Below are 12,737 nucleotides of genomic sequence, written 5' to 3' on the forward strand. Positions count from 1 at the left end.
GGTATGGCTCAGCCATGACCAAAGACACCGAGAACACTTCGCCCGAATACGATCCCGACCGAGACCCGGACGCAGATCCTTCCAACCTCACGGACAACGCCGGCATACAGCCGGACCAGGCAGAAGGCGAGGTGGACGACGACGCAAGCGCAAATTGACCCTTTTTCTCAGCGCACGGCCCTTGTCTGCTCGTCGCCACAGAATCGGCAGGTCGAGGTGAATCTCATCTCGTCGCGCACGGCGTCGAGCCTGCCGACCCCATCGCAGTCGCATCGTCAGGCCTGCTGGGCCAGCGCCCGGCCTGCTTGTCTTCCGCCGAAGATGCAGCCGCCGAGGAACGTCCCTTCCAATGATCGGTAGCCGTGGACACCGCCTCCGCCGAACCCGGCGATCTCCCCCGCAGCCCACAGGCCGGGAACTGCGGACCCGTCCGCGCTCAAAACCTGTCCGTCAAGATCGGTTTGTATACCCCCCAGCGTCTTTCGAGTGATGATGTTGAGCCGTACCGCGATCAGTGGGCCGGACTTGGGGTCCAAGATCTTGTGCAGTGACGACGTCCGCGCAATGCGTTCGCCTCGAGAACGGCGAGAGTTGTGAATCGCCGACACCTGTAGGTCCTTGGTGAACGGGTTATCGACCTCGCGATCACGTGCACTGATCTGTCGATGCAGATCGTCGACGTCGAGAAGATCGTTGCCGGCGACCTTGTTCATACCCGCGACGAGGTCGGCCAGCGTATCGGCCACCACGAAGTCCTCACCGTTCCTCTTGAAGGCCTCGACAGGCCCGCTGGCTCCCGGAAGAACCCGTCCCAGAACGAGCTTGAGATTTTTGCCGGTAATGTCCGGGTTCTGCTCCGAGCCCGACAGCGCGAATTCTTTCTCGATAATCTTCTGCGTCAGTACGAACCAGGAGTAGTCGAACCCACTGTCCTTGATGGCCTTCAGAGTTCCGAGGGTGTCGAAACCCGGGAAGTTCGGGACGGGGAATCGTTGGCCACGGGCGTCGAACCACATGGACGACGGCCCCGGGATGATGCGAATGCCGTGGTTTTTCCAGATCGGGTTCCAGTTCTTGATTCCTTCGGTGTAATGCCACATCCGGTCTTTGTTCACCAGACGCCCGCCTGCGCTTTCCGTGATGCCCAGCATGCGTCCGTCCACGTGTTCGGGCACTCCGGAGATCATCGACTCGGGTGCTTTACCCAGCCGGGCGGGCCAATTCTCGCGAACCAGATCGTGATTGCCGCCGATGCCGCCAGCAGTCACCAGGACAGCACCGGCGTGCAATTCGAACTCCTCGATCTCGACGCGAGTACTACCTGCTCCCCGCTCGGAACCGCTCGGTTCGAGGATCGCTCCCCTGACACCGTCGACGACCCCGTCGGTGACGGTGAACCCGTCGACACGGTGGCGGAAACCGAACCGCACCAAGCCTCTGTCGGCGGCTTCACGCACACGCCGTTCGAAGGGTGCGACGACGCCGGGGCCCGTTCCCCAGGTCAGGTGGAAACGCGGAACCGAGTTGCCGTGTCCGTCGGCGAGATACCCACCGCGTTCGGCCCATCCGACTATCGGCACCCATCGGATGCCCTGCGCGTGCAACCACGACCGCTTCTCGCCCGCTGCGAAATCGAGGTAGGCCCGTGCCCATCGATGGCCCCAGTAGTCCTCTCCCGCCGGGTCGTCGATGCCGCGGTCGAATGTCGCGCTGCCGAGCCAGTCCTGCCATGCCAGGTCGGCGGAGTCCTTGATGCCCATGCGTCGCTGCTCGGGGGTGTCCACCATGAACAGCCCGCCGAGCGACCAAAACGCCTGGCCTCCCAAGTTCTGCTCCGGCTCCTGATCGAGTAGAAGTACTCGCCGTCCTGCATCGGCCAGTTCGGCAGTGGCTACCAGGCCCGCGAGCCCCGCCCCGACGACGATCACATCTGCATCCATTGTTCGTCTCCTTCATCAGCCGGCACACCGCACCCGGGTGCGCGACAACTCCTGGCGTCGACACTGCCCGGCATGCCAACGCACCGCAATGAATTGCACCGAATCAACAGTAGGGTTTGTCACTGGGTGACAACTTTCAGATGGGAACGCCGATGACGCGCGCTAAAGAAGAAGTTGCCCTCCGCATCGAACACGAACTGGCTGCGTTCGCGAGCAGAGCCGTCGAGTCGCTGCAGGCGGAGATACCCGCGTATCGCGGTTTGCACGGCCCGCAGCTGCAGGATGTCGAAGCCATCGCCTACTGGTCGTTCCGCAGGCTGTTGCAGAGATGGATTGCCGGGTCCGAAAAACTCGACCCCGCCGATCGCGCCAGGTTTCGCGCAATCGGCGCTGCCCGCGCGGCGGACGGTAGACCACTGACCGATGTTCTCCGCGCCTATCGACTCGCATCCACCGTGTTCGTTCGGCACGTGGTGGATGAATACTTGGACGACCTCGAGCCCGTGGACATCGCCGATCTCAGCATCGCTGCCCTCAGCGGCATCGACGCGATCTCCGAGGACATCATCGACGCGTACACCGCCGCCAGGGAACGCCTGACGACCGACCGTGGGCAGGCTCGCTCGGCACTGTTGGACGACCTTCTGGCCGGTCGTCAGAACTCACCCGGCGCTCTGGCCGATCGCTCCCGTGAACTCGCTCTGGACCTGCCGACACATCCGAGCTTGCTCGTCGTTCACGCTTCGGATCCGCAAAATCGTGTCGACGCCGGGACCCTCGAGGATCTGCTGGCACATCTCGGCCTGGATACGTCGACATCGAACAGCGGTAGACACCTCAGCACACGACGCGGAATTCGCGCGATCATCCTGCTGCCCGGATCCACGCCCGCAGCCATCATCGAAAAAGTTGTGCTCGCACAGGGATTGAAGGGATGTCTCATCGAGAACAGGCCGATCGCGGACGCCGTCGTCTCCTACCGGCTTGCAAGTGACGCGCTCGACACCGCTCCCGCCCACGCGTTCGACAATCGCGCGCTGCTCGACGAGGGCGACAGTCAGCTGTTGGCATTACTGACGGCCAAGCCCTCGGCTGCGACCGGAGCCGTGGTATCGACGGTCCTGGGCCCCCTCGACGACCCTGGCAACGAACACATTCTTGCCGGGCTGGCCGCGTTCATCTCCATGGGTACCGCCACGGACGCCGCCGCTGCTCTGCACGTGCACCCACAGACGCTCCGCTACCGACTTCGCCGGGCCCGCGAACTGACGGGACGAGACCCTCGGAAGGCATGGCACCGACTCGCTCTGGACACGGCGATTCAGCTACGCCAACTCCAGCATCCGGATTGACAAAGCGTGTGGGTTCTCGGCTTGACCGGGACGGTCAACCGAGACCCGGAATGAATCCCGGATAAACGAAGTGGCCCGGCCCACCGCCGGGCAGTCCGGCGCCCGTCGAACCTGGGTAGTCGAGATCCAGTTTGATCAGCTTGTGGGGGTTGCCGTCGACGTCGGCTTGCCAGCACTCGAGAAGCACACCGTGAAAACCCGTGCACACCAATCGCGTGTTGTTTCCGTACGGCGATGTCAACCGGTTCTCACTGACGAGCGGGTTCCAGTAGGCCGGATCCTGTGGCGTCAGGAACCCACCCGTGATTTCCTGAGGAGCCGTCGGGCTCGGATAGGGAGGGTTGACGGGCCACTCGTCGGCCCCGGCAGTGCCCGACCCGAGAAGTACTGCACCCAGAACGGCTGTGACGACGAGCGAGGTACGGCGGACGACCATCTCGGACTCCTTCGGTTTATCGGCCAACGGCGAGTCGACGATACTTCACTGCCTGCGATCAGCCTGTGATACCGAGGATTTCGATGGCGAAGACGAGACTGTCGCCTGCTTCGATACCCGCGCGGGGCTGCCCGTCGGGGTACCCGTCCGCGGGGCTCATCGCGACAGCGACCGTGGACCCGACCGTTTGCCCTGCGATGGCCTTCTGGAAGCCGGTGACGACTCCGTCGAGGGGAAACTCGGCGGGCGCACCTCGGTCGTAACTGCTGTCGAACACGGAGCCGTCACGCCCGTTGACGCCCATGTAGCAGACGGAGACCTCGGCATTTTCTTCCACGACCGGTCCGTCGCCGGCCTGCAGTGTGGACACCTGGGTTTCCCCGACGGTGAACGGCGCTTCGATCTCGACGACGGGTGCCGATGATTCGGTCGATCCGGTGACCGCAACGCTTCCGGTTGTGCCGCTCAGCGTCCACTCCGGTTCGGCACCGCTCTCGGGGGCCGAAGTGGGGCAGGTGACGGACGCGGGTGACGTCCCGGCAGTGGATGGAGTCTCCGACTCGGACCCGCATCCGGCGGCCGAGCCGAACACGACTACAACGGCTGCTGCTGCAGCAATACCGGAAGACCTCACGCGCTTCGAATTCACCTGGACAACGCTAACCGAACCGTCTTGTGAGCCCAAACCTGTGCAGTAGTTCTACGAGGGAGTTTCGAAGCCTGCCGCGATCATGCTGCGGACGCACCTCCAGGTGCGTGGGTCGATAGGGCTCGCCCGGGCGTGATCAGAACGCCCGAGCAAGGGGTTGCCAGGAACCTCGCAGCCGGTGTGCAGGGTTCTCACTGGATCGGTGGCCTCTATGAACATCACAGCCCACCGAAAGCCAGCACAAGAGGAGGAGTCACACATGACTCGCGTGCCCGAACCGACCAGCACTCCCGCCGGATTCACCTTCGAAGGACGCCCGCTGGACCGCCCTGCCGATGAGATCGTCTACCAGGGTGCGGGCCTTGACATGACTCGACACCCTGCGCGCCCCCGTCGAACAACTTGCCGAGACCCGCCGAGCCAGCCTCAACTACGACACCGTCACCGGGGCATTCGACCTCGAACTGAAAATCGCCCTGTTCGCCGGCGTCATCGTCTCGAGCCCCATTTGGATCCGCGAACTCTTCGCCTACCTCGCACCCGGCATGACCCGATGCGAAAAGACGTACGTCTTCGGCTTTTCCGCCATCGTCGTCGTCATCGCACTCTTCAGCGCCCTCGTCACCCCCGCCGCCGACGTGCTGTCGATGTTCATCGTCGCGCTATCAATGGCGGCGCTGTTCGGTGCCGCCGTCGTCATCACGACGCTGCACGACAGAAGGGCAGCGAGGCGGATGCCGACACCCGACGGCGATGATCCCTCCCCACTTCACACGCCCGGAGCCAAACAATGTCCGGCTTGACCTTCGAAAGATTGTTCTTCGTCGCAGTCATTGCAAGATTCATCCTCGGGCCGTCACGACTGCCTGAATACGCACACCAACTGGCCCAGTGGGTTCGGACGCTACGCCGGTACGTCGAGACCACCCACGAGGCTGCTGAACGCGACCTCGGCGTCCCACTAGACCGCGCCCGGTGGGACCAACTCGATCAACGACAGTACGACCCCCGTCGCATCGTCACCGACGAGATGATCACCGAAGCAGAACGCGTGCGGCCCGGTCAGCGATACCTGGTCACCGGAACCTCGTCACATCCCATCCGTATCCGTATCGACTCACTGCCTCAGGAGGATCCACGATGTATTGCCGGCTCGTCACCCGCGGGTGCGGACTGACGTCTGAACAACTTTGCGACGCTGAAGCAGCCTCTACCAACGTTTTTCGACCCGCGAAGCTCATCCGCCCTACCAACCGAATCGCGATGTTTCGAACTCTTCCCACCGACCGGTCGATCGGAGACCATCGGTACATGGCACCCTCAGCGGAGGCAACTCGTAGCGGCTGATGGTTGGTACCCGGGGCTTTGGGATCGGACGCCGACGATGGGATGAACGGCAGCGACACGTCGAGTTCCGACTGTGCTTCAGGCACGCCTGCGAGCTGTTGCTACCCCCGCGGCGCACACGGCAACGACGGCCATTCCGCTGATCGAGAGCGCGGACCCAGTCGGGTTCGAGTCGCCGACGAACGATTCCACCTCGACGCCGGTACCCAGCTGCGCGCCGGCGGCGTAGACAGTAACGGGCAACATCATCGTGAACGGAACGACTGCCGCCGGCCCGACCACACCGGTTGTCACGGCCAGTGCAGAAACAACCACGTAACCCACCGCGAATGGGAACAGCAGGAACGACGCCAACGATGCGAGGTCGCCATCGAACAGAAGGGATGCGACCGGACCGAGCGCCAACACCGCTAGTCCAACGTAGACATTCGGAAGCAAGTAGCCTATCGCGCCGCCCAGAATGAGGAGCGCGAACAGGATGGACACCTGGCCCCAACTCGACTGGCTCCACATCGTCGAACCGAACGCGGCACCCGTCGTGGCAAACAACGCCAGGATCAGCACCCCGTCACGGCCGCGTAGTGCGAACGCCGAAAGGAGTGTCACGACCGTGAGTCCGGCGATGGCCAGATACCAGACGACATCATCGCTCGGATGAGCCGTCGATACCCAGGCAGCCACAGAGCCGGCTACAGGGAGTAGCACGCCGACTACGAGTAGACGTGGATTACTGACACCGGAATCGACGTACTTGGTGAAGGCCATCAGCACTCCCGTAACGATCGCAAGGGTGACGATGATGAGCGTTCTTTCGGGCAGACCTTGGTCGACCGGGATGGCGTTGGCGGTCCAGCCTAATTCAGCCGTGGCAGGCGGGATGTAGCGCAATCGATCGTCCAACGTCGAGCCGAGGGCACCGAAACCGACGACCCCGAGGACCAACGTCGCCTGCGCCGGTCGTGCGTTGCCTGCGAGGAGCGCTGCTACTCCCAGCAGTGCACCGGCGGCGGCAGGCGACGTCCACGGTGCGACGGACTCGGGCACAGCGCCGACCGCTCCAAGGGTGATCACAATGAGGCTCGCCAACCCGGCTCCGAGCTGTGCTCGACCAGAAATCGGAGAGGCTGCGCAGACGGCTGCGACCACAGCAACCAGCAGCACGCCGTTCACGACGTTGGCGATGGAGGAATACGACGCGTCCGCGTCGAGCAGCGAACTGGAACGAGGCATGTCGCTCAGGACGTAACCGACCACGGTCCCGGCCATAAGCGTCGCCCATGGGTTGCATTTGTGCGACGAAGTGGGCATCCCGTGATCATGCCTTCCAGGCTTCCCTGGCTGGCCGACGGGACCAGCGCCCCGCAGCGACGACGGCTGCCGGATCCGCTGATCGACATTGCGCCCCGCACCCCGCGTGGGTTCCTACCCGTCGCGCTGGCTCGAGCAGCACTGATGGCCCAGTCGAGGGAGTCAGTCGAGGACCGATGCGACGACCAGCGCAATCGCACGCACAATTCCGGCGTCGACCGGCGCATCCTTCTGCGAGACCGCACCGACCTCGATTCGCGTGCCCGACGGGCGAATCAACGTGGTCTCGACGATGGGATCGCCCTGCATAGTGGCACCGCTGAAATCGCTCTGCCGCAACACGGAACCGTCGTCGAGTCGGGTGTCCGTCTCGTAGTCCATCGGCGCCGCATACGCAGTATCGACGAGGGAGATCGTCAGTACGCCGCCGTTCGCGCGCACCGCACCACATGCCGTCTTGCTGCCGTTGCGGGCCGGTTGCAGCGATCCGAGCGGTCGATCCAGAGTCACCGGACCCGACTGCGCCGACCAGAACGCATTGAGAAGCGCATTGACCTGGTCCACCTTGGCCGGTGTCAGGACACCGTCGAACGCGGTCCCGGCGCTCCCGTTGTCGCAGGAGATGGCAACCGGAGCTGCATCGATCGGGACTCGCTCCGACCATCGCAAGCCAGGATCGAGGGCGATCGCGGTCAGCTCGTCGAGCGAGAGAGGTATCGATCCGGTGGCGGCGTAGTCGGCGTCGAGGTCCGATGCCGAGGCGGTGATGTGAGATCCGTCGGTCGCGTACACACGGACGACATTGGTGGAGAAGCGTTCACCGTCGAATTCCTGCCAGGTGTTTCGGTGTCGATGACCGTTCCATCCGAGCGGGTTTCACGCGCGTCGAGCCAACCCGCCCGGCACGGCGGCGGTTCCTCGATGGACCGAGTGACATTGACCGTCAGCGTCCCCGAGACGCCGTCACGGACGACGGCAGCATCGGCCGATGTACCGGGGTCGTACTCGGCGATCACCTCAGCGTCGACTTCGGGCACCGGCTGAAACACCAGAGGCGCTCCGCGCACATAAATTTCGGAGTCGCTCGCCATACTCACTTCGTCGGGCAGCGCCTCTCGAAGCGCCATCGACATCGCATTTACTTTGACGTCGTCGAGCCACGGATAGTTGGGGTTGTCGTAGGTCGGCGCCCCACTGGTGAAGAACCCCATGCCGTAAAACTGTTCCGGTTCAGGGGGTTCGACGCTCGCGCACCCGGGGAGGTCGACCGGATAGACGGCAGGTTCGCTGGCGTAACTGGGCGCGATCGGTTCGGCATTGGTGTGGGTGAGACCGGCGACCACCGTGCCGATCGCCACGACCGTAACCACCACGAGGACGTCCGTCCACTTCGATTTCGTGTTCATTCTTCCTCGTCGCCGCCGCTTCATTCCTCCCGATTGTCGCCTAGTCAGCCCAAGTCGTTACCTTCGCGCAGGAGCCCACCCATTCCACTCGGTCGAAGGGCGCCACTGTGTAATACTCAATCCACTAACACACTAGTGGAATGTGGGGGTCTATGATCGCGTATCGGATAGACCGGCGTTCCGGCATCCCCGCGTACGTACAACTGGTCCTGCAGACCAAGCAAGCGCTGCGGCGGGGAGAGCTGGCGGTCGGAGATCAGCTGCCGACCGCGAAGGACGTTGTCAGCGCGCTCACGATCAATCCCAACACGGTCCTCAAGGCCTACCGCGAGCTCGAGCGTGAGGGGTTGGTCGAACCACACCCCGGCGTCGGGACCTTCGTCGTCGCATCCCTGGCGAAGCCCGGCATGGCCGAAAAGACCGCGCTGCAGCGAGAACTCAACCGATGGCTGGACCACGGCATCTCGGCGGGCCTGGAGAGAGCCGACCTCGAAGCGTTGGTTGCATCGGCGCTCGACTCCCGCTACGGAAACGAAGGAGACCAGCAATGACCGAGTCGGTCCTGTCCATGTCCGGCGTCGACGTCGCTGACCGACTACTGCTCGTGCGGGACGGACAGATTCGACTCGCCGGTGCGATCGACGACGTCACCGACGAGCATTTCGTGCTGGTCGGATCCGGCGATCCTGCCGCCGTCGCGACCAACGGCTCTATAGTCGCGGAAATCACCGGAGCCGGCGGAACCACGTATGTTGCACGCGGTCAACGCCCCTCGGCCACACCTGGGTGGCAAGTCGACGACGCATCACTCGACGACGTCGTCCTCGCCTACCTCACTGCCAGGAGCGCGTCGTGATCTGGGTGACCTGGCGGCAATTTCGCGGAACTATCGTCGTCGGGACTTTGATCCCGTTACTTCTGGCAGCGGGCATCGCGGTCGTGACGTTTCTCGCTGACCGGGTGGGGTCGGGCTACGGGCTGTTCCGGTGCTTCGGACTTTCTACAACAGTGTGTCTCACGGAATCGGCGCTGACCCTCTCGAGCTTGGCGACGATCGCTCTGCCCGCCTTGCTCGGCGTCTTCGTCGGCGTCACGGTCTTCTCACGCGATATCGAACGCGGAACTCATGTTTTGGGATTGACCCAGGCAGCCGGTCGCATGCGATGGTATTGGACGCGCGTACTGCTGGTGTTCTCCCCCATTGTTCTTGCCATGGTCGTTCTCGGCTTCGTGGTGCTGTGGTCACGATTCGGACCGAATCCGTACGGAGCGAGCTTCGTCGACGCCTTCTACTCGCGCCTCGAATTCCCGACGTTCGGCACGATAGGTGTCGTTCCAGCCGGCTACACCGCGCTCGGCCTGGTCGTCGGTAGTTCGACGGCATTGTTGTTGCGCAACACCATCGGCGCGATGGCCCTCACACTCGCCGTCACCGCTGCTGTCACTGTTGCCCTGCCTGCCCTGGTTCGCGAGCACTACGCGGAGCCGCAGGTGGACCGGCTCGCCCTCGAAGAAAGCGAATACGGTAGGAGCGTCGCCTACGAGATGTACCCTTCCGACGTCCGACAACCGAGTTGGACGGTCGATTCCTACTTTGCGGATGCCGCCGGGGAGCGGGTCGACCTCCCGTACGACGTGTGCTCGAGCGAGAACGAATCCTGGCCCGAGCCCGGGCCCGACGAAACTACAGCCGACTTCGACGCTCGAATCAACGAATTCACTGCCGAGCGCGCGCAAGTGCGCGTCGAGTGCCTGCGCGAGCAAGGCGTCGGCCACTTCGAAACCCTACTGTTCGAGGACCGGATGCTGTGGCGGTTCCAGTTCGCCGAATTGGCTTTGTGTCTACTGGCTGCGGCACTACTAGCCGGCGTTAGCACTCTCACCGTTCGACGGTTGCAACCGTGATCTGGTCCGCATGGCGCCTGAACCGGACACCGCTGCTGGTGTCGCTGTCCTTCATCGGGATGCTCCTCGTGGCAACAATCATCGCGGGGTTGTACGTTCCGGACTACCCGCGGATGTCGTGGTCGTTCTCCCGGATGTGTTCTCGATGGAACGACGTGGGTCCGTGCCGTCCAGAAACGGCACTGACCCTGTCGACGCTCTTCGCGCTGCTCCTTCCGCTGCTGCTCGGCATGTTCGTCGGCGTCCCGGCATTCGCTCGTGAAGTGGATTCGCGGGCGCATGTGCTGTCATTGACGCAATCGACCAGTCGGGTTCGGTGGTACCTGGCGCGCGTTGTCGTGGTGTTCTTACCGATCTGCGGCGCGATGGCGTGTCTGGGGCTTGCCTTGCACTGGACTTCGGGGCCATCACGGGACTCGACGAGCTCGCAAGACCCTGCTGATGTCAGTTTCTCGTGGTTCGACTTTCCTCACTTCGAAACAGCCGGCCCTGTTCTCGGCGCGTACACCCTCCTCGTGTTACTGATAGGCAGCACCCTGGCCCTTGCCGTTCGTAGCGGCATCATGGCAATGTTCGCAACGCTGTTCGTATTCCTCTTCGTTCCAGTGGCTTTCACCTGGATCGTGCGCGAGCACTATGCAACACCCACGATCGAGAGTGAGGGCATCAACGGCTTGGCTCGCGAGTCCGAATACGGTCCGAACCCGTACTACACCACGGACGGGACATGGGTCGTCGGTGCCGGCTACGTAGACGCGAATGGCGAGCGCGTGAGACCCGAAACCGACGACTGCGCTCTGCCGTACTCCGATGACTACGGCCAAAGGCGCGAAGGTGAGTCCGACGAGCAGCGCTGGGAGCGGAATCGGATCGAAAACCAAGTCCGGGCAGCCTACTTCGATACGTGTCTCCGAGAACAAGGCGTCGACCGCTTCGACATTCTCTATTTTTCCGAGAACAACTTCTGGCGATTTCAAGCCATCGAAATCGGATTGATGTTCGCACTCAGCGCCGCTGTTGGTGGGATCGGGATCTGGCGAGTACGCCGTCTGACCTGATCCGCTGGGGCCGCCGCAGCCTAACCGCCCAAAAGCCCTGAGTCCGAGAAAGCTACAGGTGAGAAGACCGCTTGCGTTTCGAAGCCTGCACAGCACCGTCGACGGCAACGACCAGGGCACCTACAGCCGCGAGCGGAAATGCCACGAGGAGCAGAACCCAGAACGAAGTCCACATGAACAGACCCGTCGAACCCACCGCCACGAGTGCGACGATTGTTCCCCACCACATGGACCGTCTCCTTGACACCGCACCAATCAGCGGTGGCACCGACAGCAAAACGCCCAACAAGGCGAGTCGCCACACTCCGAACACCTCTACGATCGGATCACTGCACTGCACGTTAGTGTCGCCACCGAACTCACCGATCTTCGAGCACCCCATGGACACCTCGGATACGGGAACCCACGCGCACGAGATCGCATAGCCCACCGCAACTACGGTCATTATCAGCCAGAAGACACGCATTACAGACACCGTCGTCATTCAACCAGCTTTTCGGCTGCCCACGATCGACGTCGGGCCCGATTGCGACCAGCTTTCTTTCCGAGTCGACAAACATCGCGATTGCACCGGGCCTCCGCTACCGAGGGATTGTCAGATTAACGGTGGATCCGACCTCGGCGTCGGTTAGTTTCCGTTCGGGGTGATACGTCCTTCGAAGGTAATCGCGAACGCATTGAGCGCCGGCTTCCACCTCATTGCCCATCGCGGGCTTACCTTTCCCGGTGGGGTCCAGTGCCCGCGTCGCGAGATACAAGCACTTGAGTGCTGCCTGTTCGGTCGGGAAGTGACCACGAGCGCGTACAGCGCGCCTGTAGCGGGCGTTGACGGACTCGATCGCAAACGCCCTCGCAGATCACCCGCCTGATCTCGACGTCGTAGTCCAGGAACGACACGAACTCGCTCCACGCGTTGTCCCACATCTTGATGATCGCCGGATACTGCTCGCCCCATTTCTTGCCGAATTCGGTGAATCGTTCCTTCGCCGCAGACTCCAACGGAGCGGTGTAGACCGGACGCAGATCACGCGACATCTCATCCCAATACTTCCGGGATGCAAAACGAAAGGTGTTGCGTATCAGATGAATAATGCATGTCTGTACCACCGCCAACTCCCAGACGGTGTTGATCGCATCCGGCAGACCTTTCAGTCCATCGCAGACCACGATGCACACATCGCCGACACCCCGGTTCTTGATCTCCGTCAGAACCGAGAGCCAGAACTTCGCGCCCTCACCGCCCTCGCCGGCCCAGATCCCCAGGATGTCGCGTTCGCCGTTCACGGTGACACCGATCGCGACATACATGGGCCTGTTGGTGACCTGGCCGTCCCGG

14 protein-coding genes and 2 pseudogenes are annotated in these 12,737 nt (G+C 62.9%); 8 read left to right on the top strand and 8 right to left on the bottom strand.

The features are described 5' to 3' along the window. Window positions 1–275: 275 nt before the first annotated feature. On the bottom strand, window positions 276–1,940 hold the full coding sequence (locus WBQ44_RS18760) for an FAD-binding dehydrogenase (protein WP_495568179.1): 1,665 nt from the start codon (window positions 1,938–1,940) through the stop codon (window positions 276–278). 152 nt (window positions 1,941–2,092) lie between these two features. Here WBQ44_RS18760 and WBQ44_RS18765 point away from each other — a divergent pair, with 152 nt between their 5' ends. Beyond that, window positions 2,093–3,292 carry a PucR family transcriptional regulator gene (locus WBQ44_RS18765; RefSeq protein WP_495568180.1) on the top strand — a complete coding sequence of 400 codons (1,200 nt, stop codon included), beginning with the start codon at window positions 2,093–2,095 and terminating at the stop codon, window positions 3,290–3,292. Between the two features lie 34 nt (window positions 3,293–3,326). On the opposite strand, the gene WBQ44_RS18770 is transcribed toward WBQ44_RS18765, so the two are convergent. Together WBQ44_RS18770 and WBQ44_RS18775 are read right to left on the bottom strand one after the other, a co-directional pair. Beyond that, window positions 3,327–3,728, bottom strand: coding sequence for a hypothetical protein (locus WBQ44_RS18770; RefSeq protein ID WP_495568181.1), 402 nt, complete (start codon window positions 3,726–3,728; stop codon window positions 3,327–3,329). Window positions 3,729–3,786: 58 nt separating this feature from the next. After that, the gene (locus tag WBQ44_RS18775; RefSeq protein WP_495568192.1) at window positions 3,787–4,362 is read right to left on the bottom strand and encodes an FKBP-type peptidyl-prolyl cis-trans isomerase; all 576 of its coding nucleotides are present in this window, start codon (window positions 4,360–4,362) and stop codon (window positions 3,787–3,789) included. Between the two features lie 395 nt (window positions 4,363–4,757). On the opposite strand from WBQ44_RS18775, the pseudogene WBQ44_RS18780 reads away from it, so the two are divergent. The 3 genes and pseudogenes from WBQ44_RS18780 to WBQ44_RS18790 all read left to right on the top strand — a co-directional run. Continuing rightward, window positions 4,758–4,919 (top strand): annotated as a pseudogene (locus WBQ44_RS18780) (twin-arginine translocase subunit TatC); the annotation flags it as partial. Between the two features lie 3 nt (window positions 4,920–4,922). Then, window positions 4,923–5,180 (top strand): hypothetical protein, encoded by a 258-nt coding sequence (locus WBQ44_RS18785; RefSeq protein ID WP_495568182.1) that lies wholly within the window; start codon window positions 4,923–4,925, stop codon window positions 5,178–5,180. Further along, the gene (locus WBQ44_RS18790) at window positions 5,168–5,554 is read left to right on the top strand and encodes a Sec-independent protein translocase subunit TatA/TatB (RefSeq protein ID WP_495568183.1); all 387 of its coding nucleotides are present in this window, start codon (window positions 5,168–5,170) and stop codon (window positions 5,552–5,554) included. The genes WBQ44_RS18785 and WBQ44_RS18790 overlap by 13 nt, the downstream gene beginning before the upstream one ends. 248 nt (window positions 5,555–5,802) lie before the next feature. On the opposite strand, the gene WBQ44_RS18795 is transcribed toward WBQ44_RS18790, so the two are convergent. The 3 genes from WBQ44_RS18795 to WBQ44_RS18805 all read right to left on the bottom strand — a co-directional run bounded on the left by WBQ44_RS18795 (window position 5,803) and on the right by WBQ44_RS18805 (window position 8,438). Beyond that, window positions 5,803–6,990: a hypothetical protein gene (locus WBQ44_RS18795; RefSeq protein WP_495568184.1), complete on the bottom strand. Its 1,188-nt coding sequence runs from the start codon at window positions 6,988–6,990 to the stop codon at window positions 5,803–5,805. Window positions 6,991–7,194: 204 nt separating this feature from the next. Next, window positions 7,195–7,824: a hypothetical protein gene (locus WBQ44_RS18800; RefSeq protein WP_495568185.1), complete on the bottom strand. Its 630-nt coding sequence runs from the start codon at window positions 7,822–7,824 to the stop codon at window positions 7,195–7,197. Next, complete coding sequence (locus WBQ44_RS18805; RefSeq protein WP_495568186.1) at window positions 7,725–8,438, bottom strand: hypothetical protein; 714 nt, start codon at window positions 8,436–8,438, stop codon at window positions 7,725–7,727. Before WBQ44_RS18805 ends, WBQ44_RS18800 begins: the two co-directional genes overlap by 100 nt. Before the next feature lie 140 nt (window positions 8,439–8,578). Here WBQ44_RS18805 and WBQ44_RS18810 point away from each other — a divergent pair, with 140 nt between their 5' ends. The 4 genes from WBQ44_RS18810 to WBQ44_RS18825 are packed head-to-tail and all read left to right on the top strand — an operon-like array spanning window position 8,579 to window position 11,401. Further along, on the top strand, window positions 8,579–8,989 hold the full coding sequence (locus WBQ44_RS18810) for a GntR family transcriptional regulator (RefSeq protein ID WP_495568187.1): 411 nt from the start codon (window positions 8,579–8,581) through the stop codon (window positions 8,987–8,989). Next, complete coding sequence (locus WBQ44_RS18815; protein WP_495568188.1) at window positions 8,986–9,294, top strand: hypothetical protein; 309 nt, start codon at window positions 8,986–8,988, stop codon at window positions 9,292–9,294. Before WBQ44_RS18810 ends, WBQ44_RS18815 begins: the two co-directional genes overlap by 4 nt. Continuing rightward, window positions 9,291–10,343 (top strand): ABC-2 membrane transporter-related protein, encoded by a 1,053-nt coding sequence (locus tag WBQ44_RS18820; RefSeq protein ID WP_495568189.1) that lies wholly within the window; start codon window positions 9,291–9,293, stop codon window positions 10,341–10,343. Before WBQ44_RS18815 ends, WBQ44_RS18820 begins: the two co-directional genes overlap by 4 nt. Beyond that, window positions 10,340–11,401, top strand: coding sequence for an ABC-2 membrane transporter-related protein (locus WBQ44_RS18825; RefSeq protein WP_495568190.1), 1,062 nt, complete (start codon window positions 10,340–10,342; stop codon window positions 11,399–11,401). Before WBQ44_RS18820 ends, WBQ44_RS18825 begins: the two co-directional genes overlap by 4 nt. Window positions 11,402–11,453: 52 nt before the next feature. On the opposite strand, the gene WBQ44_RS18830 is transcribed toward WBQ44_RS18825, so the two are convergent. Then, window positions 11,454–11,630 (bottom strand): hypothetical protein, encoded by a 177-nt coding sequence (locus WBQ44_RS18830; protein WP_495568191.1) that lies wholly within the window; start codon window positions 11,628–11,630, stop codon window positions 11,454–11,456. A gap of 399 nt (window positions 11,631–12,029) precedes the next feature. Further along, a pseudogene (locus WBQ44_RS18835) lies at window positions 12,030–12,737 on the bottom strand (IS256 family transposase); the annotation flags it as partial.

Origin of the sequence: Rhodococcus sp. (in: high G+C Gram-positive bacteria) (assembly GCF_049591685.1) — a bacterium.
Classification (GTDB): Bacteria; Actinomycetota; Actinomycetes; order Mycobacteriales; family Mycobacteriaceae; genus Rhodococcoides.